At 34.4% G+C, this 24,901-nt stretch carries 18 protein-coding genes and 1 other RNA gene; 5 read left to right on the forward strand and 14 right to left on the reverse strand.

Annotated elements, in window-relative coordinates; all coding sequences use genetic code 11:
* Positions 1 to 3: 3 nt before the first annotated feature.
* Entirely contained in the window at positions 4 to 291 is a 288-nt protein-coding gene (locus JNUCC80_RS03100) for a hypothetical protein (RefSeq protein WP_454152523.1), read from the reverse strand.
* Positions 292 to 414: 123 nt separating this feature from the next.
* Here JNUCC80_RS03100 and JNUCC80_RS03105 point away from each other — a divergent pair, with 123 nt between their 5' ends.
* On the forward strand, positions 415 to 1,359 hold the full coding sequence (locus tag JNUCC80_RS03105; RefSeq protein WP_454152524.1) for a hypothetical protein: 945 nt from the start codon (positions 415 to 417) through the stop codon (positions 1,357 to 1,359).
* Positions 1,360 to 1,399: 40 nt separating this feature from the next.
* Here the strand turns inward: JNUCC80_RS03105 and JNUCC80_RS03110 are convergent, their stop codons facing one another.
* The 6 genes from JNUCC80_RS03110 to JNUCC80_RS03135 form a co-directional block, all read right to left on the reverse strand.
* On the reverse strand, positions 1,400 to 2,005 hold the full coding sequence (locus tag JNUCC80_RS03110; RefSeq protein WP_454152525.1) for a hypothetical protein: 606 nt from the start codon (positions 2,003 to 2,005) through the stop codon (positions 1,400 to 1,402).
* A 95-nt stretch (positions 2,006 to 2,100) separates the two neighbouring features.
* Positions 2,101 to 4,749 (reverse strand): YobI family P-loop NTPase, encoded by a 2,649-nt coding sequence (locus JNUCC80_RS03115; protein ID WP_454152526.1) that lies wholly within the window; start codon positions 4,747 to 4,749, stop codon positions 2,101 to 2,103.
* A 93-nt stretch (positions 4,750 to 4,842) separates the two neighbouring features.
* Entirely contained in the window at positions 4,843 to 5,964 is a 1,122-nt protein-coding gene (locus JNUCC80_RS03120; protein ID WP_454144612.1) for a THUMP domain-containing class I SAM-dependent RNA methyltransferase, read from the reverse strand.
* A gap of 68 nt (positions 5,965 to 6,032) precedes the next feature.
* An RNA gene (gene rnpB, locus JNUCC80_RS03125) (RNase P RNA component class B) lies at positions 6,033 to 6,390 on the reverse strand.
* A gap of 23 nt (positions 6,391 to 6,413) precedes the next feature.
* Positions 6,414 to 6,788 carry a cell division regulator GpsB gene (gene gpsB / locus JNUCC80_RS03130; RefSeq protein WP_454152528.1) on the reverse strand — a complete coding sequence of 125 codons (375 nt, stop codon included), beginning with the start codon at positions 6,786 to 6,788 and terminating at the stop codon, positions 6,414 to 6,416.
* 18 nt (positions 6,789 to 6,806) lie between these two features.
* A complete protein-coding gene (locus tag JNUCC80_RS03135) occupies positions 6,807 to 7,340 on the reverse strand; it encodes a DUF1273 domain-containing protein (protein ID WP_454152529.1) in 534 nt (177 codons plus the stop codon).
* A gap of 74 nt (positions 7,341 to 7,414) precedes the next feature.
* Here JNUCC80_RS03135 and recU point away from each other — a divergent pair, with 74 nt between their 5' ends.
* A complete protein-coding gene (gene recU, locus JNUCC80_RS03140; protein ID WP_454152530.1) occupies positions 7,415 to 8,023 on the forward strand; it encodes a Holliday junction resolvase RecU in 609 nt (202 codons plus the stop codon).
* Entirely contained in the window at positions 8,013 to 10,259 is a 2,247-nt protein-coding gene (locus JNUCC80_RS03145; RefSeq protein WP_454152531.1) for a transglycosylase domain-containing protein, read from the forward strand. Before recU ends, JNUCC80_RS03145 begins: the two co-directional genes overlap by 11 nt.
* 26 nt (positions 10,260 to 10,285) lie before the next feature.
* Here JNUCC80_RS03145 and JNUCC80_RS03150 read toward each other — a convergent pair whose 3' ends face one another.
* The 7 genes from JNUCC80_RS03150 to JNUCC80_RS03180 form a co-directional block, all read right to left on the reverse strand.
* Positions 10,286 to 10,915: an endonuclease III domain-containing protein gene (locus JNUCC80_RS03150; protein WP_454152532.1), complete on the reverse strand. Its 630-nt coding sequence runs from the start codon at positions 10,913 to 10,915 to the stop codon at positions 10,286 to 10,288.
* Positions 10,916 to 10,940: 25 nt separating this feature from the next.
* Entirely contained in the window at positions 10,941 to 11,705 is a 765-nt protein-coding gene (gene pnuC, locus JNUCC80_RS03155) for a nicotinamide riboside transporter PnuC (RefSeq protein WP_454152533.1), read from the reverse strand.
* Between the two features lie 105 nt (positions 11,706 to 11,810).
* Positions 11,811 to 12,452, reverse strand: a complete 642-nt coding sequence (locus JNUCC80_RS03160) for a DnaD domain-containing protein (protein ID WP_454152534.1) — start codon at positions 12,450 to 12,452, stop codon at positions 11,811 to 11,813.
* A gap of 49 nt (positions 12,453 to 12,501) precedes the next feature.
* Positions 12,502 to 12,975, reverse strand: coding sequence for a hypothetical protein (locus JNUCC80_RS03165; protein WP_454144596.1), 474 nt, complete (start codon positions 12,973 to 12,975; stop codon positions 12,502 to 12,504).
* Positions 12,972 to 15,773: an exonuclease domain-containing protein gene (locus JNUCC80_RS03170; protein WP_454152535.1), complete on the reverse strand. Its 2,802-nt coding sequence runs from the start codon at positions 15,771 to 15,773 to the stop codon at positions 12,972 to 12,974. Before JNUCC80_RS03170 ends, JNUCC80_RS03165 begins: the two co-directional genes overlap by 4 nt.
* Before the next feature lie 14 nt (positions 15,774 to 15,787).
* Positions 15,788 to 19,393 carry a helicase-exonuclease AddAB subunit AddA gene (gene addA / locus JNUCC80_RS03175; protein ID WP_454152536.1) on the reverse strand — a complete coding sequence of 1,202 codons (3,606 nt, stop codon included), beginning with the start codon at positions 19,391 to 19,393 and terminating at the stop codon, positions 15,788 to 15,790.
* Positions 19,386 to 22,928: a PD-(D/E)XK nuclease family protein gene (locus tag JNUCC80_RS03180; protein ID WP_454152537.1), complete on the reverse strand. Its 3,543-nt coding sequence runs from the start codon at positions 22,926 to 22,928 to the stop codon at positions 19,386 to 19,388. Before JNUCC80_RS03180 ends, addA begins: the two co-directional genes overlap by 8 nt.
* An 82-nt stretch (positions 22,929 to 23,010) precedes the next feature.
* On the opposite strand from JNUCC80_RS03180, the gene mvk reads away from it, so the two are divergent.
* Both mvk and mvaD read left to right on the forward strand, forming a co-directional pair.
* The gene (gene mvk / locus JNUCC80_RS03185) at positions 23,011 to 23,919 is read left to right on the forward strand and encodes a mevalonate kinase (RefSeq protein ID WP_454152538.1); all 909 of its coding nucleotides are present in this window, start codon (positions 23,011 to 23,013) and stop codon (positions 23,917 to 23,919) included.
* Positions 23,920 to 24,894, forward strand: coding sequence for a diphosphomevalonate decarboxylase (mvaD, locus tag JNUCC80_RS03190; protein WP_454152539.1), 975 nt, complete (start codon positions 23,920 to 23,922; stop codon positions 24,892 to 24,894).
* Positions 24,895 to 24,901 lie beyond the last annotated feature (7 nt).

Genomic DNA, 24,901 nt, shown 5'->3' on the forward strand with positions numbered 1-24,901 from the left:
ATCCTAACCCCCGCTATTCTTTTGTTCTGATTTTGCTTGTTTTTGCTTGATCTTTCTTTTATGACGTTCGTCTCCTGCTCCCCAAAAGCAAAGTGATCCGATTGCGATTGTACCGATCATTAAAAAGTCTTTTACTGCATAGCTGTTGGTTTTAACCATTAAAAATATACAAAAAACAGTGACTAAAGCTGGTAAAATCCCACCAAGCCAAAAGTATTTCGTATTAGTTAAAACATAGTATTCAAGTGCGATTATCCCGATAAAAATTGTAAAAAATAGTGGTTGTGCCATTGTTACTCCTTCTGCAAATAGATTGTGAGATGTGTCTAACATTATACATAGGATTAAACAATAATAAAAATCTTAATATTCGTTATGTTAAGATACCTATAAAAGACATTGGAGGATTTTAGTATGGATAAAAAATATTTGGAATGGGATTATGACTATAAAGAAAAGTTACTAGGTAAAAAGATATCTAACAATTCCATCAAGAATATACTACTTGCAAAAGATAAAGAAAACTATAGAGATAAGTACAGTGACTATGTAAAACATAAGCAAGCTAAAGGACATATTGAAAACTATTCAGAGGTTGATACCATTTTAAAAAAAGTTTTCAATATCGATGAAAAAATATTGCTTCACAAAGATATTATGAACTCTTTTTGGTACACTTATAAATTTTATCTACAACTAGAATACCCTGCTATTTTCAAACCTGGAGGAAATCTAAATAACAAATTACCTTTAACAAAACCCAAATCAAGTCAATTATCAAAAACTTATATCGGATATCCACCTCATACTACAGGAGGTAAAAGTCAGTACCTTAATCAAAAATATATTGAATATTATAATCAGTACTTTCAGTCTCTTCTCTCACCTTTTCAAAAAGAAATAAAAGAGGAACAATATCCCAAAATTTTATGGGTAGATTTTTTACGTAAAAATTTTGAAAAATTCAATAAAGTTCATGAAAATAAATACCTGAAAGATTTTGCAAAACTCACTCACACCATTGGAAACATAGTGATTGTTCCTAAAGGATTCAACTCGAACCGAGGTAACTATGACTACTGGGATTATGGACTATGTTATCTAAAAAAATCTTGGTATCCAACGACCTCTGGGTGGAAAAAAATCATTAAAGATAATTTTCTTGAAGAGTATGTATGTAATTCATGTGGTAGTGTTCAGCCATTATGGGAGAAGCATTTGAAATCGGGCAATTTACTACCCAAAAACACTAGTCAAATAGATTCATTTCTAATCACAGTTAATCAAAGAATTGAAAATCGTGGAAAAAGAATAATGAATACATATAATAAATTAATATCTCCCAAAACCAACTTATAAAAATACCATCTGTATCCTTTGGGATAACAGATGGTATTTTTTAACTTAATAAATAGTAAAAAGCTAGATGAATAGCAATTTGCCAACTTATATTTCCAGTAAATCTTCGTAAAGAAGATAACAATAAGGCAACTAATAATATAAATATCAAGCTAACAGGTTGCGTAAAGCCAAATTTTTGCCATATATAGATAACGTGCCCTGATGCAAATGCTAATGTTGTAAGTAATTGAGTAAGATTTTTAGAGAATATGCCATTCAACTTGCCATATAGCCAGCCAAAACTAACATAATTCTGCCACAAGACTGAACTAAACATCCAAAAAGCATACGTCACAACATGAAAAATCATCTTATAATGAAAAGGCAAAGTAGCTAAACTGATTAGTGTAATAGCTACTACTATTATTGCATTTCTTTTAGAAAGATTATTTAAAAAGTAAGATCTTGAATTTTTCCAGTCAAAAAATATAAAAGATAGAAATACTAAGAGCATAACTGCACTATTAATCCATACACTAACTTCATCACTTTGATTAAATAAGCCAGCCACTCCAAAGTTATAGCTAATCAATCCAGGTGTGAAAGCAAATAAAATAAGCCAGCCTACATAGTAGCCAATTGTTTTTACATAATTATTATTCATAAAATCCTCCAAGTAAGTATTACTCTAAGTGTATCTAAGTATGCAGGTGATATCAAATGAAAAGAAATTGTCAGACCTTAATAGATATGGACAAACTATTCTTGCTTTATACCTATCACCTTATAGCGTCCTGCATATTTTTCACTTTCCATGAAACCTCTAATCTTCTTACAATCTCTTAACTTGTTTAAAACAATCTCATTTTCACTACTTATTTCAATCGTATTATTAAAATAGTTTTTAGTTTGATTTTTTATTTTTTCAAACTTACTTGCTTCAGCAAAATCAAATTCTCTTAAAAGGTCACCAAGATAATCGATATTTACGTCATTAATTCGACTTAAAAATATTTGTTTACGTATACTTTTATCAATATCTTTAGATAGTGCTAACTTTTCTGGATGCGATATGTTAATACGTTTATCTTTTATGATAATTTGAGCAATGCTGGAGTCTTCATAGGTTTCTTTACTACTTGTAAAATATGAATCAGAATTAATAAAATCTATTATAGTTTGGTTAGTATCTTTCTGATGTTCAATATATTTAGAAACATTATTAACTGTTAAATAAACCTTATTGTGAAGAATCAAATCATCAAAAAATGTTTCTGCCCCACTAATTAAGTTTACTTTTGTTGATAAATGCTTAATCAGATATTTCTTGAGTTTAACATTCCCATTTTCTGATAATAATTTCTCTACTAAATTCTGGTTAGTTAATGCTTCTTTCCAATTATTCTTTAAAATTTCAGCAAAATTATCATCATTTTCAATATAAACTTCATGTTCTATAAATTCATCTTCTATGTAATTTATACTTTTTAGATTAAGCTTATATTCTAAATCTTTCAAATACCCGATTATATCGACACCATTCGATGAACTTTCATTAATATATTGCTCTATAAATTCTGTATTTGAATTTTTCGCTGTTCTAAGAATAGTTATAGCTTTATCTTTATCATTATTTAAACAATGCTCTAAAAAACTGTAATTCAAAATACTTGTATTTGTATAGTCATCCTCAATTAAATCTGATTTAATTTTAACGAAATCAGTTAGTTTAATGTTCATAGAACGAGCTTTATTAGGATACTTGCGTACATCAATCATAAACTGGGTATCTTGAGTAGATCCATAGTCATAATTAATAAACATTTCATAGTGTTCATCAATTCGTCCTGACTTAATCATTCTGTACAAAAACCACATTGCTTTTTCATCTTCTGATTCTTGTAAACCCTCTTCTTCTATTTTCGAATTTATTAATGATGAGGTAATGATATTTTTCATAACATTTGACTTTATATCATTTTTTAGCTTATCAATTTCATCTTTTAGAAGATTAGATTTATCAGTTTCCTTATCAAAACTTTTCTGTAATATTTTTAATTCTTCAGTATCGTCTTTCCCTTGCAGAATATCGGTATAATCAAGTGTTTGTGAACCGTAATCAGAACTACGGTATATAAATGTGTTGTTAGGATTTCGAATCAAATCCTCAGCTTCATAATAAGAATAAACGCCATAATCTGATAGCCATTGTTGAAAAAATTTAATGTTTTTTTCCTTATTAACATCTTTCAATTCTTTTTCTTTCTCATCAAGTAAACTTTTCAAATCTGTTATACCTTGAAGCTTCAAATCAAATACTGTATATAATAGTCCCTGCCTTTTTTTTGCTTTTTCAAAATCATCCGGAAATAGATTTTTATAAACTATAAGTGGCAGTAGTTTTTCTTTATCTTCCGAATTCAATTCCTCTTTATAGATAACAAATTCATTATAAATATTTGTCAAAAGTCTGTTGTCCTGAATATAATAACCTAACTCTCGTAGTAATTTTTTGTCAATTTTATAACCCTTAAGTAGTTTCTTCATTTGTTCATATGAATTATAAGCATTTACATGTGGAATGACAGGTATAATCAAATCAAAAAATTTTGTTCTATCAATATTCTTTTGAAACAAGTCATCTTTAATAGGATACAAAAAAACAAAGTTTGATTGGTTTTTATTTATTTTAGAATTTTGAGAAAGTTTATTATTAATTTTAATATTTAACTCTCTCAATTTTTCAAATATATTAATTTGTTCAAACCGATCCAAATCTTCAATAACTAAAATATGCTTACCTGATTTTTCCAATAGGTAAATAATTTCATCTGCATATTTTTCAAATAACTCATCGGGTTGTTTCATTATCTCCGTTTCAACGTTTTGAAACTTCAAATTCAACTTTTTAATGGGTAGATACTTTAAAACTGAAGTTACATTCCAAAATAAAAATCCAGCAGTAGCTACATACCTTAGTAATTTAAGCCAGAAATCTGGCACATTAACTAAATAAGTTAAAAGACATAAAATCTCAATAGCAAATAAGCTTCTTTGTAGCCTATTGATTTCTCTTTTAACCTTAAAACTAGTCAATGGAATCCTTTTTGTAGGAATTTGATATAAAATTTGATTAATTATATTTTTTTCAATATTTTTAGTAATCTCTTCTGTATTGTCACTACTAAAATTAGCTAATGATATTTTTAAAACATCATTCTGCTTATTATGCTTGAAATAAGTTGATATTATTGAGCTTTTCCCACTTCCATAGTTACCAGACAAAGCAATGTTATAAACACTTCCATCTTTAAGAGCTCTATTTAAATGATGTTTATAGTTTTCAATGTTATCTGCATCATCAACAGGTACTAAAGGAATTAGTTTTGATTTATCTTTTTCCATCATTTTTCTCTCCTCCAAAAATCTATATATTATAGAGTATCATATTTAAACAAAAAAACAGCAGCCCACTCATCTGAGTAGACTGCTGCTTTTTTGTTATCTTTTAGCCCAAAATTGGAATAAATCGGTTCTTAAACGGCCGTTATATAGCTTACGGCGTTTGGTTGCTTTTTGATCATAGAACTTCTCAAAACTTAAGTCACTTGTCAAAATGTATTTGCTCCAGTGAGTTAATGGATTAAAGACTTGTCCCATTTCTTTGTAAAGCTTACGAACACTTTCAATTTCTTTCATACGCACACCATATGGTGGGTTAGCAATAATGATTCCTTCTTCAACATCTGTCTTGAAGTCTTTAACAGCACGTTGTTTGAATACAATATCATGTAATACACCTGCATCGTAGGCATTAAGCTTTGCAATTTCAATCATTTCTTGATTAATATCGAAGGCTTCAATCTGAAGTTTAATATCTCGATCAATTGCTTCCTCAGCTTCAACAAGCGCTTTTTCAAGTAAAGTATTATCGAACCAGTCAAACTGTTCATAAGCAAACTCACGTTTCATACCTGGTGCAATATTACGTGCTTTCATCGCTGCTTCAATTGGAATTGTTCCAGAACCAGTCATAGGATCAACTAACAATTGAGAACCATCGTACTTTGTTAGACCCAGTAGCCCTGCTACAAAGTTTTCTTTCAATGGTGCTTCCCCATGCTCAGTACGGTAGCCACGCTTGAATAAACTAGCCCCTGTTGTATCTAAAGATACTCTAGCAACATCTTTTGTAATTGTAATATCAAGCGGGTATGTTGCCCCGTTTTCTAGCAAGACACCACGTCTGTGATATTGTTCTGCCATTTTGTTAACGATGGCTTTTTTGGTAATAGATTGAATACTAGGTTCGTGGTGTAACTTTGAACGCACACTCTTACCTTGTACAGGAAATGCGCCATCAACTGGAATTAGTTCCGCCCAATCAATTGCATTAACTTCATCATATAGTGTCTCAAAAGACGTTACTTTAAATTCTTTAATTAAAATTTTGACACGGTCAGCCACACGTAACCATAAGTTGGTTTTTACGATATCTTCTTGATCACCTTCGAAGAAGACACGACCGTTTTCTGTTTCGACTTCATAACCTAAGTCTTGTAATTCTTGTTTAACTAATGATTCAAAACCACTAGCCATAGTTGCAAATAACTTGTAACTCATTTCTTAACATCCTTACTTTTTCAAAAAAAAAGTTGAGCACTAAGCCCAACTTATTATCCTATGTAAATTTCTATAAGCCACGTTCTGTTCCAGTATCTCTAGGAAAAATACCTTCAGCAATCATCTATCTGTATTTCTACCTTCATTTTTAGTTCATTTCCTTAAATGAAGCGCCCCTACCAATGTTTGGGTTGCTCGCTCGCGGGGTTTACCTCGTTCCACCAATAAAGTTTCCAATATTGCTACGTCACTGTGGCACTTTCAAGCTAGTCATGCATAGTCAAAGACCTTAGCACTTTAACTGCCGTAACTTCAAAAGAAGTCCCAGGGCTTCTTGGGCCAAGCACGAACACTACAAGCATCTCAGCCTGTGCGGGCGTGGACTTTCCTCAGCAATCATAAAGATTACCGCGATTGCTCAAAACCTACATCTTATATCATACCATAATTTAGTATGAATTGTCAGAAAAACTGTGATTTTCTTGACTTTGTTGCTGTTGTAATTGGTAAACTTGACTTTCCAATTTACTTAAACGTTTCAAAATATCAAAGTTAGTTGAAGCTGGTGTTTCAAGTCCATCGCTATAACTGTTTTCACGGTTTTTGGCTTCTAATTCTGATTTTTGTGTTTGAAGCTGTTCGATTTTTTGTGTTAAAGCATCAATTTTTTGGTTATAAACTTGATAGTCTTCAATAATTTTATCTAAGAAATCATTAACTTCATCACTATCATAACCTTTTCTAGCTTGACTAAATTGCTTTTCTAAAATGTCATATACTGAGAATTGAATACCTTCATAACGTGCTTTATTTTTATCTTCCACAGTCTAACCTCCTATAAATTAAGCTTGATCAGCCGCATCTTGTAAATCATAAAAATCAATTAATTCTAGTTCGTAATCATGTTGATTTTGATAACTTTTGATAGCTTCATAATCATAGCTTGGTTTTCCCGGATACTCAGGGTCATAGACTAACAACGCCTTATCAGTATGTTCCAAAATAAACTTTTGATAAGCTTTCAGTTGATAAGGCCCTTGATACTTATTATTGGTTGTTGCTTTACAAAAATCAACCCTATTTTTTAAATTTGAAAGTCCTTCTTGTTTTTTTTCGTTCCATTTTGATCCAAAATCTTGATATGGCAAAAGCATGGCCGTTTTGATATTATAGTCTTCCCCTAGGGCTATGGCTACTGATAACGCTAATTGTTCGATTCCAAGTTGCCCGCCTGTGATTACCCATACTAGTTCATGATTTTCTGCTAGATTAATGAGACGTTGTTTGATAACATCTTTGATAATCTTAGCTTTAGGATCATCTTCTTTAAAGAGGTTGAGTTCAAAACCTCGATATCCTGTTAGCCAAATTCTCATTTTGTCCTCCACTATTTGTAATTTTTAAATTTGTTTGTTTATTGATATAATGCAATAAGGAGCGTGATAGAAACATGATCAACTACCCCAATGGTGGCGGTGGCCCCTCTTCGATTTCTAAAGATAATGGCACAAATGCTTTCTCGTTTTCAAAACGTGGAATGTCTTTAGAGCAAGAGATTAATGACAGCAATGATTACTACCTTCACAAAGGTATTGCTGTCATTCACAAAAAACCTACCCCCATCCAGATAGTCAATGTTGACTATCCTAAACGTAGTCGAGCAGTTATTAAAGAAGCTTACTTTAGACAGGCTTCTACTACTGATTACAATGGTGTCTATAACGGGTACTATGTTGACTTTGAGGCTAAAGAGACTCGCAATAAGACCTCTTTTCCCCTCAAAAATTTTCATCAACATCAAATCACACACTTTGAGAATTGTTTATCTCAAAAAGGTATTTGTTTTGTGATTATTAAGTTTGCCAGTTTAAACCGATACTTTTCCTACCCTGCTTCAAGATTAATCAAACACTGGTATAATCAAGAAGCAAGTCGTAAATCTATTAAATTAGATGAAGTTGTAGATTATGGTATTGAGTTTTATCCTGGATTTCGGCCAACATTGCCTTATTTGGAAACTATTAATAATTTAATACAGAGGATTGAATATGACAAATAATAAAGAATTGAAACGTAAACGCGCACCTCAACAAAAGCCTAAAAAAGCGAAGAAAAAATCTCGTCTATGGGTTAGAATCGTCAAATGGTTCTTAATGATTGTAACGTTTTTCTTTGTTTGTGGTATTGGACTATTTGCTTTTTACGCAAAAGACGCCCCTACTATCACACAAGATAAACTACAAGCTGGTGGATCAACACAGATTTACGATAGAAACGGGACTTTTGTTAGAAGTATTGGAACACAAGAACGTGATTACGTTACCAACGATAATATTCCTCAAACTATGAAAGACGCAATTGTTTCAATTGAGGATAGAAGATTCTATCAACAGTCTTTAGGTATTGACCCTATTCGTATTGTAACGAGTGCTTTAGGTAATATCAAAAGCGGTAGTACAACATCGGGTGGTAGTACAATTACCCAACAATTAGTAAAACTGACTGTTTTTTCTACTAGTTCAGATCAAAGAACATTGAGTCGTAAAGCTCAAGAAGCTTGGTTAGCAATGCAAGTAGAACGCGAGTATTCTAAAGATCAAATCTTAGAGTTCTACCTCAATAAAGTTTACATGAACTACGGTAACTACGGTGTTGGAACTGGTGCCAAGTATTACTATGGTAAAGAATTGAATCAGTTAAGTTTACCTCAGATTGCTTTAATGGCAGCTATGCCTAATGCCCCTACTTCTTATGACCCATATGTTTATCCTGATAATGCATTAAGACGTCGTAACTTGGTATTAAGCGAAATGCTTGAAAACCAAAAGATTACACAAGATCAATATCAGCAAGCAGTTGATACCCCGATTACTGACGGTTTAGTTGACCAAAACAGTCATAAAACCCAGGATTCAAATAACGCTATTACAGATGCTTATATTAAAGAAGCTTTAACAGAAGCTCAAAAATTGAATTATAATCCCTATCAAGATAATTTAAAAATCACTTTAAATATGGATTATGACGCTCAAAAGAGACTTTATAATCTAGCTAATAATGGGACTGTTTCATTTAATAATTCTGGTTCAAGCAAAGGTCTTCTACAAGTTGGTGCAACGGTTATTGATCCTAATACGGGTGGTATCGTCGCAATGATTGGTGGACGTAATCAAGATAACGTTCAGTTTGGTTACAACCGTGCTGTTCAACAAACACGTAGTACAGGTTCTACAATTAAACCCCTACTTGATTATGCACCTGCAATCGAATACCTTAACTGGTCAACAGCTAAGTATTTAGACGATAGCAAATATGTTTACCCTGGGACTAATGTTCAATTATATGACTGGGACTTGCAATATATGGGACTAATCAGCATGCGTACTGCTCTAGTTCAATCACGTAATGTACCTGCTGTTAAAACACTTCAAGAAGTTGGGCTTTCAAAAGCTAGTGAGTTCGTTAAGGCAATGGGAATAGATATTGATAAAAGTTCAGGTCTTTCTGTTGGTATCGGAGCAGATATCTCATCTCTTCAACTTGCTGCTGGTTACGCAACTTTAGCTAATGGTGGTACTTATTACCAACCAACTTATATCCAAAAAATCGAAACAGCTGACGGAAACATGGAAACGTTTGGTAGCACCGGTACCCGTGTCATGAAAGACTCAACAGCCTACATGATTACAGATATGCTAAAAGGTGTTATTCAACCCGGACAGTTCGGATCAAGCGCTTATATTTCAGGATTACCTCAAGCAGGTAAAACTGGTACGGTTCAATATTCTCAAGAAGAGTTAGCTAAATATCCAAGTTACGCTTCAACCCCCAAAGATTCATGGTTCTCTGGATACAGCAAGAACTATGTAATGAGTGTTTGGACAGGATATGACAATATTGGTGATGGTACAATTAGAGGAACCGAAAGTAATTCTGCTCAACTATTATACCGTTACATGATGCAATATCTGAGTCAGGATGTTTCTAACTCAGACTGGAAACAACCTAGTTCTGTAGAACGTGTTGGCTCTGGACTTTATGTCAAAGGCTATGCTCCGCAAGTGACAGAAACGCCTTCTACCAGCTACTCAACCAGACAATCATCGTCACAACATAGCGACTCTTCAGAATCTTCTGAAAGTTCAGCTAGTCATTCATCTTCAAGCAGTAGTCGTAATAACGACAATAACAATACTAACCAAGATAATAATGATGTGACATCTCCTCAATCACGCGAGGAAGAAAAAACTGATACCAATAACCGTAATGATAATCAAAACAATACGGGACAATAATAAAAAAGCCATAGAGAATTTATTCTCTATGGCTTTTTCTTATCTAAAAATTGATACGGATCTAAATCTTTGTATTTTGCGGGTAAATCGTTTCGACCAAATGTGATTAAAGCTAAGTGCATTGCTATCCAGTCTTTTTGAGGAACTACCTTTTCCAGATAAGCTTCCACCTGCAGAGGTGTTGCTTTTTTTGGCACCATTTTGAATTGTTTAGCAATTCTTTCTACATGCGTATCTACGGCAATTGCCGGTACTTGATAAATTTCAGCTAAAAACACATTTGCAGTCTTAATTCCTATTCCTGGTAACTTCAGCAATTCTTTTTTAGTCTTAGGAACCTGACCATCAAATTGTTCTAGTAGCATGTATGACAAATTATAAATATTTTTAGCTTTATTACGATACAAGCCTAGCTTCTTTATCTTATTTTCAATATTAGCTACCGTCAATTTCTTAACATCTGCAGGCTCCTTCAATATTGAAAACAAATCGGGTGCGATTTTGTTAACCGCATTGTCAGTAGTTTGTGCACTCAACATGACTGCAATTAAAAATTCAAAAGGACTGTGATAATCAAGAGTTGCTTTTTGAATAGGATACTTAGCTAGTATTTTACTTAAAACAACCTTTGCCTCTTTTTGACTTAAATAAGACAAAACTCAACGACTTCCTTCCCCTGAATTACTGTGCTTGTTTATACCAAACATAAGCACCATATAATGAATTAACAAGCATCACAACTTGTAGAACTAACATGCTGACAGTTGAAGATGAATCCGTTTGTGCCAATTGAATTGACCAGATAATCACATTCAATGCATTAATGATGATCCAAACAATCCATTGGGATTTGTAGCCATAAGTCATTAATAATTGTGCAACAAGCGCTAGTGGCAACAATGCAGCATCTAACCAAACTTGATTACCACCTAGTTGGTAGGATGTGTAAACAATAAATAAGTAAACTGCAATCGTCACAACAATCATAATAGCTGCCATCGTTTTATTAATGGATTTTGATTCGACGAAGTCGCTTTGACGTTGAGTTTTTGACTTTTGCCACTCAATAATGCCGATAAATTGCATCACAAAGTAATATAACTGACTTGCAATATCACCGAATAATCGGTTCTCAAAGGCAATAATTAACCAAACTAATGCTGCCAAAATTCCCCAAAGGTAGTTGGTGATGAACCCTCTATCAATCAAGATTAAGTTAAGTGCTGTTGCAATTGAACAAATCAATGTGATAATCCCCATCGTTGTTCCTAATCCACCACTTAAAACAGAAGATATGATCGTAGCTAAAAGCATCAAAACTAATAACCCATATTCTTTAGTTGTCAAAGCCCCTAACTCTTTTAAGTTATCTTTGAAAGAAAAAACCGTTTTAGAGCCTTCTTTCAAGTAATGCAGTTGCTGATGGAACCATTGTTTATTCTTCATAGTGAACGCCTCATTTTATCTCCTCTAAATATAATAAACAGTTTACAAAACTATTTTACTAATTATTAAAACATAAAACGACGGTTTTTTGGTATCTTAACTCTTCTAAAATTTTTCTTGGTAGTGTTTAACTTGCTGAGGGGTCTTTAAATTCATTTTTTGCCAGTTTAACAAGATTTTATCAATGTACTTGAAATTATATACCTGTGCTAGAACAGACTCTCTCAACGCTAAAATAACGACCTCTTGGTTGTACCCGTCTTCCAGTAACCAAGACTGAATCATTTCACGTTCAATTGGCGATAGTAAGCGACCAAACTCAATTTCAAATTGGCGCATAACATAAGACAAACCATCTTGATTATCTGATTCCATTAAGACTTCTTCTGTTTCAGACTCACTTTCACAAACATAATTATCGATGTAATCGACAAGATTTTCATATAATTTATCCAACCGATATTGTGTTTCAATTTTATTAACTGAATCAGTAGTTTGAATAATTTCGATTAAATCTTTACTAATTAAACTCTGAAGTACCTGCCCAACATCATGCGCGCTTAAATTGGTATGTTGTTGAATGTCGTTATTGCTTGGGAAAAAATTGCCATTTTGGCGATATTTTTCAAGCTGTAATAGCACTATTAGTTCTAAATCAGTGACATTGATTTTGCTGTAATAGTTCAAAAGCGCTTGACTAATTGAACTAAATCCTTGCTGATATAGCAGCAAACTTTTATTCTCCATAACTTCTCTCCTACTCAACTAAAAAACCGAATCCATCAGGATTCAGTTTTTAAATGTTATCGATATAACTGACTTCTCCGCCATCATCGAAAGAATATAAAATATAGCCCCATAAATTGTCGCTATTTTTAAAGGTAATTTCCCATACAGGTTCATTATGATACCAACCTAAGTTAACCTTTTCAATAGTCCGATTGGGGTGATTAGCTTTAAAGGTATTAATGATATCTTCCTTTGATTTTCCTTCATCACTTTTGTACAAGTGTGCAGCTTTTTCATCAGGTAAGTAAATCATATAATAACCTACTTGTTTGTCGTCTTTACCACTAACAGCTAAAGACTTAACATCTCTGGATAGCTGATAATACTCGTCAATTGTTTTAATGGGTGTTTTTTCGTAAACAATATCAGCTACTTGTGACTGTTCAACGCGGTTAACATGCGTCGCTGAAATATAAATTAATGATACGCCCAATGTTATAAAAACGAAAAAGCCGATGCAAATTGCGATTATCTTTTTCATTGGTTCCCTCTATTACTTACTTGATTTAAATAGTTTATTAGTTCACCCTTGTTGAAAAACTTAATAGGTAGTTTAGGCAAACTTTTTTGAAATAGTGTGGCATAAGGTGACTCGTGAAAACGAGGATCTAATACCACAAATGTTCCCTTGCTATTTTCTTTTCTCACTAAACGTCCAAAACCTTGTTGGAATCTAATTAAAGCCCGTGGCAAAGTGTCTTCCTTAAATGGATTGGTCAAATTATTCTGACGTAATTTAACATCGGCACGATCAGGTGACTCAAAAGGCAACTGTGTGACGATAACCATATCGTGTTGAACATCCTTAAAGTCGACCCCTTCCCAGTAACTATTAGCACCTAGCAAGATAGAATTAGTTGCAATTGTGTAACGTTTAGATATTTTTTCATTAGAGCCTGTGACTCCTTGAGCCAGCACTTCATAATCACTCAATCGCTCATCACCTAGTATATGGTAATACACTTCTTTAATGTTTTCTAAGTTTGTGAACAAGAGTAATACATGCTGACTATCACTAGATGAAATAATATCTGGGATAAGTTCACTAATGTTTTCTAAGTAGTGTTCATCATTTGGATTTTTAATCCCATCTAAATCACTCGTGCCAACTACTTTAACATTGTCTCGATAACGTCCGGTTATTTTAGCAACATAAGTCTGAACATCTTTTTCATTATAACCTAGTGAATTCAAGGTATATGTGAAGTCATCTTGCTGTTTTAAAGTAGCACTGATAAATAAAGGTCGATTGAAATGTTTTAAAATGTTTTGGATTGGGTCAACTGGATCAATAAGTAACCATCGCAAATTAACAGCTAGTGGATCATCTACTTTAGAACTTTGTAACACAAATCCCAAATCATTTAAGTTGTCTTCTTTATTAATTTCTTCACTTAGGCTGTAGCATTTTTGTAAGTAAGTCTCGATAGTCACTAGTTGATTATCTAGCTCCTCGATCGTCTCCCACTCATTTTTAAGCAAGCGTCGGCGTTGATGATTAAGTTGTGTTACTAATCCAAGTAATTGCTTTCTGGAAGATTCCAGCTGTCCTTGCAATCTTGCCAAGTAGCCTTGGGCAATAGCTTTATCTGGAAACAAATCATTGCCATTAATTGCAAAATCAGTTTGTTTTAAACTTCGATAAACTGGAACACCCGCTGCCTTAATTCCTTCAAATAAGAAACGTTGAAAGTCGTTAATAACTTTAATTAACTTATCTAAAGTGGCATGTGTTTGTTTAATTTCTTTAGACATGAACAAATCTTGTTTGAATCCGTTAATTAACCCAATTTGCTTGTTAGTTAAAAGCGACTGGATATGTGCTAAAAATCCCCAGAAGCTTTCAAATTGGAACCCGTCAGACAATGATTGTGTGGTGTTTTCGGCAAATCGATGAGCTTCATCAACAACCAGTAGCGGATCTTGACCCCAGACCATGTCATCAGAATGGTTCACCAGATAAGCATGGTTTGTGACTAATACATCAGCTTGTTCTTGGCGTTCACGAGCCAAATTAAAGAAGTCATAGTCACTAAATCGCGTGGCATTACGAGCATCACCTGGATGGCGAATGACATTGAATAATAAATCTTGATAATTTGTTAGCTGAAGCTCACTTAAATCACCCGTATCAGTTTGAAGCAACCATACAAGAATTCTAAGTTGTAAAGTCAAGGTATAGTTGGTCTGATTATTTTTTGATAGTGTTTGATAAAAAGCATCTAAATCTAAATAATAGCGTGAACTTTTAACAATTTCGGCATTAAACTGCGTTTTTAACACACGATTAAGTTGTGGTACCTCTGTTTGAACAATTTGATTTTGCAAAATAGTCGTTGGTGTTGCAATAACAAGTTTTTGCATTGGTGACAATTTATGCGCATAACTAAACAAGTATGCAAAAGTCTTTCCACTGCCATTAGGTGCCTCAACAAACAAGGGCTTATGTCTATTTTTTATCTGCAAGAAGTCATGAATACGGTTCATCATATTGACTTGAGACCGTCTAAATCTAATCTTACCTTTGAAAAGAGATTTCTTACGGCTATCATCCATCGGATAATCTGTTAAGTCGCTACTTTCAGGAGTTGCATGCAATTGTTTTTTAAGTATCAACTCTTTAACTTTAAAATATTGCTTATCTAAAGTTTGAGGTCTTTTCTTTTTGTAGTTATAAATAGCTCTGAAGAAACCGCCCGTTTCTCGAGTCAATCCTTCGCCAAGTTCAGTTAGCATCTTTAATGTTTCAACTGGTAACTGACGAGCTTTGCGTTGCAACTTCATCAATAATTTTGCCGTCACAATTGCATCAGAATCAGCTTGATGGGGATTAGTATGCTTAATGTTCAATCGTTTTGATAAGTCGTTCAACTTAAAACTTTCAGATGTCGGTAGCAGAATCTGTGCTAATTCAACGGTATCAATTGCCTTATTAGTCAAAGGCGCTATTCCCGCCTTTTCTAATTCATAATTCAAAAAAGGTAAATCAAAGTTAACATTGTGCGCAACAAAGATAGTCCCCTTTAAAATCTTATATAACTGCAAAGCAAGATCTTCAAATTTTGGTGCATCTTTCACATCATCATCCGTAATACCTGTTAGCCTTGTAATTCGTTCTGGAATCTCACGACCAGGATTAATCAAAAAAGAATAAGTCTTCACAATTTTTTGTTTTTGGATAATCGCACAACCAAACTGGATCACTCTATCTTGAGCTTCCCGATGCGTTCCTGTTGTCTCTAAGTCAACAACAGCATAAGTTGTGGCCTTCTTTGGCATAATTGCATCCCCTTTTATACTTCCACAATTTCATTGATAGAAAGTAAGATTAATAATCGTTTTGTCACCTTTTGTTCAGCAAACGATTCAATTGCTTGCGTATAAAGGTGTAATTGTCCGCGATACTTACTTACTATTTTAGCAATATCTTGGGCCTTTTGACCAGCGTTAATATAATCTGTTTTGTAATCAAATAAAATAATGCCTTCTGACGTTTGAATATACCCATCAATTGTTCCGTGAACGAGGATTTGTGCATCCCTATCCGCAAAATCATCAAATAACGTTTTAGCTGAAATAAGAGATGAAAATGACACTTCTCGTTCAAGAGAGTCTTGATGATGCGCAATATCATGCGCAAAAGTTGTGGTTAGGAAGTCTTCAATATGAGCTAGATTAACTTGCTTAGCTAGGTCTGCTTCAAGCAAATCATTATCAACCAGTTCCTGTAATAACGTCTTGGGATAATCGACTTCATCTATGCGATTAAAATCAATTTGTTGCATCACCAAGTGAGTGGCACTTCCAATCTGTGCAGCAGAATAAGAAGACGATGTTAAAAAGTCAGGACGTGCTGTAATTGGTTGTAAATAGCGATTAGAAGCATTTAACTCTTGATAATGAGAAGTTGCACCGAGTTCTTTTAGATTGGGGTCACTAAACCGATCTTTAATTTCTGACACAGCTTGATAGGCGGTTGTCTTAACAGAAGAAGCAAACGGATAGTCACGGTTATAAAGCTTATCTAGTGTTTGGGCTAATAATTGACTAGGGATTTTTTCTTCTTGTGTCGATTGTGTCTCTTCTAAAGTCTTCAAGCTATCTGTTATATCATCCTGATAGAAGTAAGCCTCATATCGACTAGATGTTGGTTGAGATTGGAACTGGGGTGCATTCAATATTTTGTGACTCAGTGAAAGCGTTGGCCCTAAGAAATGCATGAAGCTTTGCCCTTCTCTTAGATAAGTTACCTCCACTTGCTGTGAGACTTCATCATAATAGGTATCCCAAAGCTCTATTTTTTGTTCTAACTTTTTAACGTTAGCGGTCATAATTAATTTTTGTTTAGCTCGACTTAATGCAACATAAAGAACACGTAAGTATTCGCTTAACAGTTCTGTTTGTTCAGCATCTAATGCTAGTCCCTTGACTAACGTATCAACTTGGCTGTGATGATCTTGTAGAACGCCTTTTAACGCAATGCCTAACCCGACATCCTTGTTTAAAACATTAGCTTGTTTTAAGTCTTGTAATGAAAAAGTCTTACCCATTCCCATAACAAAGACAACAGGGAATTCTAGCCCTTTACTCCCATGAATAGTCATCAGCTGAATCGCGTCTTGTGCTTGTTCAGCTAAAATCGGCTGTGCCAGGTCTTTGTCATATGATTTCACCTTAGTCATTAATTTCAGAAATTGGTAGAGGTTCTTAAACCCTGCACTTTCATAAGAAGCCGCACGTTCATACAAGGCTTGTAGGTTAGCACGACGTTGAGGACCATTTTGCATCCCACTAACAAATCCTAGAAATCCAGAACGTTGATAAATTTCCCAAATCAACTCAGATAACCGATGCTGTGTCACATAATCTTGATAGTAATGTAAATCTTGTAAGAACTGGGTCACCTTTTGAGCTAGCTCTTCGTCTTCGCCAACTTGATAGGCTAGTAAAGCATCGTAAAAATCACAATCACGACTTTGAATTCTAATTTTAGCTAAATCATTTTCATCGAATTGATAAAGCGGTGAACGCAAGACACTAACAAGCTCTATATCATGGTGGCAATTATCTATAATCGTCAAATAAGACAGCATGACGGTCAGTTCCATTGTCTGGAAGTAATTCTTGGCATCGTTAACATATAATGGCATCCCATGTTCTGTAAATGTTTGTAGAATTGATAAGTTATTAGCACGGGTCGGTGTCAAAATTGCAATATCTTGATAAGTAATCGGACGCGTTTGATTTAGTTTTGCATCAAACACTTGATAATCTGTCTCAAATAATTGTTGAATACGATGCATTACCATTTTTTCTTCTGACACGTCACTATCTTTATTCGTCTCGCTGTCCATAAATAAAAATTCAGGTGTTGAATCAACCGTTTCGGGATAGTTTTTTGCGCCAAACTTCATGTGAGCTTGTTTATCATAATCCACCCCACCAAAAGACTGCTTCATCATCTTTTCAAATGACGAATTAATAAACTGAATAATGGGCTTATTAGAACGAAAGTTATCCGCTAAAACAATGCGTTCACTGGGATTGGCAAGTGATGGATTCTCTGTGAAGGTTAAGTATTTATTCAAAAACAAACTAGGATCAGCTTGTCTAAACCCATAAATCGACTGTTTAATATCCCCCACCATAAACCGATTGCCTTCATCTGTCTTAGCTACTGCTGCCAAAATAGCCTCTTGCAAGGCATTAATATCTTGATATTCATCAATTAGAACTTCTTTGAACTGATTTTGATAAAATGACCGTGCCATTTTTGATAACTCAGTATCTTGGGTCAAAATCTGATAAGTCAGTTGCTCTAGGTCATTGAAGTCTAAGACATTTTTTTCTTCTTTAAGCTGTTTGTAGGTCTTAATAAAACGCCTCTCAACTTCAACTGCTTTTTCAACATAGTGCTGACTAGTTTGCATTAGCGTTTCCTGTTCTTCATAAGGTAGCAATAAATAACGCTCGAACAGTTGTTTGAGTTGTTTTTTTGTACCCGCAACGACCAATTTAATTGTCTCAAAAGCTTGAAGGTCTTCCAGGTCTTTTGGTTTACGGAGTGCTTTAAATGTTAGATTTTGAAAAGCTGTTCGAATCTGATTATAGTCTTTTGTTTCTTGATCCAGTAAGTCTAATACTTGCTGACTATTTTCTAAATACTGCGTTAGCGTTTGTTCGACTTTATCAAGGGATGCATCCCTTGAAACTTCATTTTCTAAAATGCGGGTTAGTCTTTGGTGAATAGTTTGTAACTGTAAAGTGAGTTCTGCATAAACCTTGGCTAGCGTTTGACTATTTTCAAGGTCATAAGCTTTAGGTAACTCATCCAAAAAGGCTTGTCCATCAGGTCTTGATACGACTGTTTCATATAAACTCAAAAACAATGACACAACGGCATCATCATTTTTGTCACCCATAAAATTCTGATACATCTGACGAAAAACAGTGTCATTAGTCTTAAAGTAGTGGTTTTTCACAGAATCGAACGTTTGTTCTTTAAGCAGTTGTTGTTGGACATCATCGGTTAAGAGACTAAACGACCGGTCTTGATCAATCACATAATGAAAGCGTTTGATGACCTGCAAACAAAAGGCATGCAGTGTTGAAATGTTCGCATCCTCACAAAGTAATAACTGTTCTTTTAACTCAGGAGTTGAGTTAACTTTGAGCTCATCTTTAATCGCTGCAATCAATCGTTGTTTCATTTCATTAGCCGCTGCTTCAGTAAACGTCACAATCAGTAATTCTTTAACCGATGTATCCGCTAAGATCATTTCAATAACGCGTTTAATCAGAACCGTCGTCTTTCCAGAACCCGCCGAAGCAGAGACTAAAATGTCATGATTATGGTTATAAATAGCTTTGGTTTGTTCAGGGGTAAATTGACTAGTCATCTTGTGGGAGCACTCCTTCTTTTATATTTTCTAGTAAAGTTTTGGTATCAAGGCTATCAATTAGTCGATAGCGGTTATCTGGCAACATCGCATCAAAGAAGAAAATGTCACGGTAATCAGAATAAGAAAGTGCTGTTTTTTGATTATTATGTTTAACCGGACTTAGTGGAAATTGACCATTTAAGATTTGCTGACCAGCTTTTGCAATTAATTGCTTGTTGTAACTCAATAAACTCTCTAAATCTGATTCTTTAATACTTTTTTCTTTTGAAAAGCTCATACTTTGGTCTTTTTTGACACGCATATTACTATACATGGCAGAAGTCCCCATCAAATTAGGTTCAATATCAGTCGCAATATCAGAATATCCATATTGCACCATTAACCCTTTATATTTTTTATTAGCTAAGTATTTCTGGTGGCTGTCTCCTAATTGATAATTACTCTTGAGGTTATCTTTTTCGTTCAGCAATCCTTTTGAAATGTGTTGATAAAACGCACCAAATGGTTTCACTTCTCCCCCGCCAAATCGATCTTGATTAGCTAAAACAACTTCTAAATAAGTCACTAATTGTAGTGAGATACCATGATAAAACTGTGCCAAATTAAAGTCGTGAACACTTGACTTATAATCAATGACTTGAACATAGGGATGCATTGCATCATCAGTTTGGTCAATACGGTCAATCTTTCCATTGACTTGAATATCAAGGCCTTCTTGCTTAATTTTAATCGGTTTGAAGTTATCAGTATCTGGTTTTAAGTTAAATTCAACCTCTGAAGCAAACGGTTCAAATTTTGTTTGCTGATTAAGTTCTAAGTAATCTTGTAAGACAACCTTGGCCGTTTCAACCAAATGGTGTTGTAAGAACTGATAGTACTGATTTTGACTAAAGGGTTTAAATTCAGGTAGTTGATTAATGATAGTCGTTGCTTGGTCGAAGACTTGATCAAACTTGTCTTTATCTTCGAATAACATTTGAGTTGTTAGTTGCTGCTGTTTCATTAGTTTAACAAATTGATCAAAAATACCATGGAAGTAATTCCCAATTTCAAGAACCCCAAACTCAAATTCACGTGGATTACGCAATCTTAGCCCATATTTCAAGAAGAATTCAAATGGATTAGCATAATAGCTTTCAAGTTGTGAAATAGACGTTTTTAATCGCTGGCCAAATAATTGTTTTGATAATTCAGCGTCAACTTGAACAGGCAAGTTGCGATAGTCTTTAGCTTGATAAGTTGTTTGTACTTTTTGGGTATCTGTCGCACTAGCTAACGTCTTATCCGTGATTTGATTAAAGTCAGATCTATCTGCGATTTTATCTGGATTTTGGTTTAAGTAGCCTAAATAGCCTGCTGAAAACTCAGGTGTTGTAATAAAGCTAAGTAAATCATCTGTTTCTCCTGTTGGTAAATCTTTTTGACGGATTGAAGCAATGCCAAAATGATTTTTAATATCTTTTACATAGCTTGACCATTGTTTAGCTTTATTTTGGCGGTCAATAATTGCATGTGAGAAATACAATTTATCAGTGGCTGCAGTCATCGCTAACCCAAACAAGTAAGGCTGTGTGCTTAGTTGATAAGCTTTTTTGTCTTCTAGTGTTAGCTCTTGTTCAAAGTAATTCTCAGATAAGGTTAGTGTCAGCTCACTTTTATCAAACTGTGACTTAATTTCATTGATATTGTCTCCCGCCAAAAAGGCATCATCTGATGAAATTTGCGGGATGGCCGTATCATCTGCACCAATAATGAAAGCGACTTGATATTTAGGTGCTTGAACCATCCCTAACTCAGAAACGGTTACAGCATCTAGTGTCGATGGGATTTGTGAAAAAGTTGCTGAAGAAAATCCTGTTAAAAGGACTTCGAAGAAATCAACATAATCAAATTCACTCTCTTCATTAATACGATAATAGTCTTCTAGCATTTCAACTAGCGTCTGCAAGGTTTGTTCTGGTTGAAGTGATAGCTGTAGTTGATTTTGGCTGTTAGCTTGATCACGCCATTTTTCAAGTTGTTTTAAGACACCATAATTTTCCAAGAAGTCATAAAAATGCGTGATTGCTTGTTTAACGGATTGTGGTTGAGTTAATTTCTGGGTGATAAGCGTGATTAGCTCACTATAATAGCGTCTTAATTGCTCAAGTCTCCCCATTAACTCATCATCTTCATTAACTTCAAACGGTTGCATTAAGCGATTATAATTAATTCCCTTTTCAAGTAAATAATTTTCTAAACTAGCGATATCTTGCGTAAATTGCGCATCATCATCGTAGTTTTCTGGTATAATTAAACGCGTTTTGATGAAAGATAACAAACTATCTGTTGTTAATCCTTTTTCAACCAATAAACTTAACTGTTCAACTAACAAGACCAAGGGATGATACTTCATTTGAACTTGTAAATCGTTGAAGAATGGAATACCCAGTTGGTCAAAAATAGGCCGAATTTGTGTTTCATATTTTTCAAGTGACGGTGCAATCACAATAAAGTCACGATAGCGCCTATTATTAAGGGCGACTTCGCGATAAATTGTTCGGGCAACAAAATAAGTTTCAGCAAATGTTGAGTCTGCTTCAATAAAAGATAATTGCCGACTTAAATCTTTTTCAGGTGCGTTAACAGGTTCGTTTTGTGCATTTTTGACAAAAAATTGATTTAAAGCACACATTGACTCACTCAAAAGCGGTGTTTGTGCCCAAGTCGTTCGATAATCTAACTGATTATCTTCAGCAAAATCACGCAACTCTTTTATCATTCTTTGTACATGATAATCATAATCAGCAGAATCCAAGCTAAATTGCTCATGATGCATCCCTAACTTAAACCCTAGTGTCATTTGCTTAGCGTAGGTCATTAACACTTTAATCAGGACTTTTTCTTGCACTGAAAAATGAGAAAAGTCACTGACGTAAAATGCTGCATTTTTTAGCAACTCTGTTTGTTCAGCTAGCCATTGATTCATGAACTGTTGTTGTTGGTTTTGTGTTAAGTAATGACCTTTGATTTTTTGGTGAAAAGCGCGATAAACAATCTGTAAATCATGGACCTTATCGGCTGTTTCGTAACTTAAATTCAATTGCTCACTAATTGACTGCAAATCATCAGGATCAATATAAGCCTCTTCAAGTTCTAAAACTTGTTTATAGAAGCTATCAATTAATCCCATTGTGAGCCTTGAAGTTTTAAATAAGTTTAACGTTTCTTGATTATCGTTTAAAATCTGTTTTAAAATCATCTTAGCTGCTGTATCTGTTAAAATGGGAAGTAGCCCTTTTTGACTATCTTTCAAAAAGAACCAGCTTAAACGTGAAAAAGATAATATTTGTAAATTTTTAGTGCTCACTAGTTTCTTCTGTTCAAGAAGTGATAGTTTTTGCATAGCACTAACCTCAGTATCGAACTTGATATGATTAGGAACAATGATGAACGTCAAGTCACTTTTATTATGATAATAATGACTGACGGCTTCATCCAATAATTCCTGATGAACATTATCGGTTTGATCACCTAATCGAAAATCTAACATTTTTCTACTCACTCCTTGCTATTAGTAGTTAAATCTTATCATATTTTTCCAAATTTAAATTATTTACCGGAGGGGATTATTGTTGAAATCTGCCACAGCTACCGCACATGGAAAGGCTATTTTAATAGGTGAGCATAGTGTTGTCTACGATAAAACAGCACTTGCACTTCCCATTCAAAATCTTAACGTCACCGTTAAACTGACACCTATTAATGGCAACACTTCCTATATTAAAAGTGCAAACATCGACCTAGATGCACCAATCAGTACTATTGAATCTGAGCATCCAGGACTTTTTTATTTATTAACTCATTTCGACTCTCATCAAGCTTTTGAAGCCACTTATATCAGTAATATTCCAACGGAACGGGGACTTGGTTCTTCTGCTGCGACTTCTTTAGCTACGATTGATGCATTGAATGACTTTTTAGGATTAGCGCTATCTTTTGATGAGCGACTTGCTTATGCTAATCACGCTGAAGAATTGAACCATGGTTCTGCTAGTGGACTTGATATTGCGACTGTTTGCCGTGATAGATTGGTTTATTTTGATCATGGTCAGTGTGATTTTATCAATCAAACTCTGGGTGCACATCTCGTTATTGCTGACAGTGGTATTTTAGGAAATACTGAAAAAGCAGTTTCGCTAGTTAAACAGCAATATCAATCAGGTATTGGCAAAACTTATATTGATGATTTAACACAATTAGTTGGCCAAACAAAATTACTCTGGCAAAAACAAGATATCAAAAAACTGGGAGCTGTTTTCAACAAAGCACAAGCTGCGCTATCACAGCTACACGTTTCACACCCTGTTATTGATCAACTCATTCACACAGCCAACACACACGGTAGCCTGGGCTCTAAACTAAGTGGTGGTGGTTTGGGTGGTATCGTAATTAGTCTTGCTGAAAATAGTCAAACCGCTGAAAAAATTAGTCACGCGCTTCAATTAGCTGGCGCAAAAAATACTTGGATTGAGGAGATTTAAATGAAAGCAACTGCCCGCGCACATACAAATATTGCCCTAATTAAATACTGGGGCAAAAAAAATCAACACTTTATCTTACCTTATAACTCAAGCCTTTCAATGACGCTTGATGCGTTTTATACAGATACCACAGTTGAATTTAGTTCTGACTTTACGACTAATCAATTCTACTTAAATGGTGAACTTGTTAAGGATGAGATGGCAGAACGTGTGTTTAATCATATTCATAAAATCAAAACTCTGCTTAACCAATCTGATATGCCCCACTTCACGGTAACTTCTACTAACCATGTCCCGACTGCTGCAGGGCTTGCTAGTTCTTCTTCTGGTTTTGCTGCTTTAACTGCTGCAACCGTTAAAGCAATGGGGATTGACCTGTCTAAGTCAGAGCTATCTCGTCTAGCACGCCTGGGCTCTGGTTCTGCTACACGTTCTTTATTTGGTGGCTTTGCAATGTGGTCTACTGGAAACGATTTGACTTCAGTTGGATCAGCAATTGATGAGCATCCTGAGATGGACTTGCATTTATTAGCGATTGAGACAAATGGTGCACGTAAGAAGATTCCGTCACGTTCGGGGATGCAAAACACGGTTGAAACGTCTGCTTATTATGATGCTTGGGTTGAAAAAGCCAAAAATGATTTAGACCTAATGACTTATGCGATTAAGCAAAACGACTTTGAATTATTAGGAAAAGTAGCTGAAAATAATGCCATGGCAATGCATGCTACTAACTTAGCTGCTGTTCCAAGCTTCACATACTTTGAACCTGATACACTGGTTGCCGTGCAAACCGTCCAAGAGTTGCGTGATAACGGTGTTTCTTGTTATTATACTTTAGATGCGGGTCCAAATTTAAAAATCTTAACACAGTCAAAAAATATTGACGCGATTAAAGCTTATTTCACTAAAAAATTACCAAAAGCAACAATTATACAAGCTACTTTTGGACCTGGAATTCAGTATTTATCATAAATAAAAA

The organism is Holzapfeliella sp. JNUCC 80 (genome assembly GCF_053667655.1).

What these genes read in the sequence shown, in the direction of transcription:
- JNUCC80_RS03100 (WP_454152523.1), bottom strand. Translation starts at nt 291, where the DNA reads ATGGCACAACCACTATTTTTTACAATTTTTATCGGGATAATCGCACTT.
- JNUCC80_RS03105 (WP_454152524.1), top strand. Translation starts at nt 415, where the DNA reads ATGGATAAAAAATATTTGGAATGGGATTATGACTATAAAGAAAAGTTA.
- JNUCC80_RS03110 (WP_454152525.1), bottom strand. Translation starts at nt 2,005, where the DNA reads ATGAATAATAATTATGTAAAAACAATTGGCTACTATGTAGGCTGGCTT.
- JNUCC80_RS03115 (WP_454152526.1), bottom strand. Translation starts at nt 4,749, where the DNA reads ATGATGGAAAAAGATAAATCAAAACTAATTCCTTTAGTACCTGTTGAT.
- JNUCC80_RS03120 (WP_454144612.1), bottom strand. Translation starts at nt 5,964, where the DNA reads ATGAGTTACAAGTTATTTGCAACTATGGCTAGTGGTTTTGAATCATTA.
- JNUCC80_RS03135 (WP_454152529.1), bottom strand. Translation starts at nt 7,340, where the DNA reads ATGAGAATTTGGCTAACAGGATATCGAGGTTTTGAACTCAACCTCTTT.
- recU (WP_454152530.1), top strand. Translation starts at nt 7,415, where the DNA reads ATGATCAACTACCCCAATGGTGGCGGTGGCCCCTCTTCGATTTCTAAA.
- JNUCC80_RS03145 (WP_454152531.1), top strand. Translation starts at nt 8,013, where the DNA reads ATGACAAATAATAAAGAATTGAAACGTAAACGCGCACCTCAACAAAAG.
- pnuC (WP_454152533.1), bottom strand. Translation starts at nt 11,705, where the DNA reads ATGAAGAATAAACAATGGTTCCATCAGCAACTGCATTACTTGAAAGAA.
- JNUCC80_RS03160 (WP_454152534.1), bottom strand. Translation starts at nt 12,452, where the DNA reads ATGGAGAATAAAAGTTTGCTGCTATATCAGCAAGGATTTAGTTCAATT.
- JNUCC80_RS03165 (WP_454144596.1), bottom strand. Translation starts at nt 12,975, where the DNA reads ATGAAAAAGATAATCGCAATTTGCATCGGCTTTTTCGTTTTTATAACA.
- JNUCC80_RS03170 (WP_454152535.1), bottom strand. Translation starts at nt 15,773, where the DNA reads ATGCCAAAGAAGGCCACAACTTATGCTGTTGTTGACTTAGAGACAACA.
- addA (WP_454152536.1), bottom strand. Translation starts at nt 19,393, where the DNA reads ATGACTAGTCAATTTACCCCTGAACAAACCAAAGCTATTTATAACCAT.
- JNUCC80_RS03180 (WP_454152537.1), bottom strand. Translation starts at nt 22,928, where the DNA reads ATGTTAGATTTTCGATTAGGTGATCAAACCGATAATGTTCATCAGGAA.
- mvaD (WP_454152539.1), top strand. Translation starts at nt 23,920, where the DNA reads ATGAAAGCAACTGCCCGCGCACATACAAATATTGCCCTAATTAAATAC.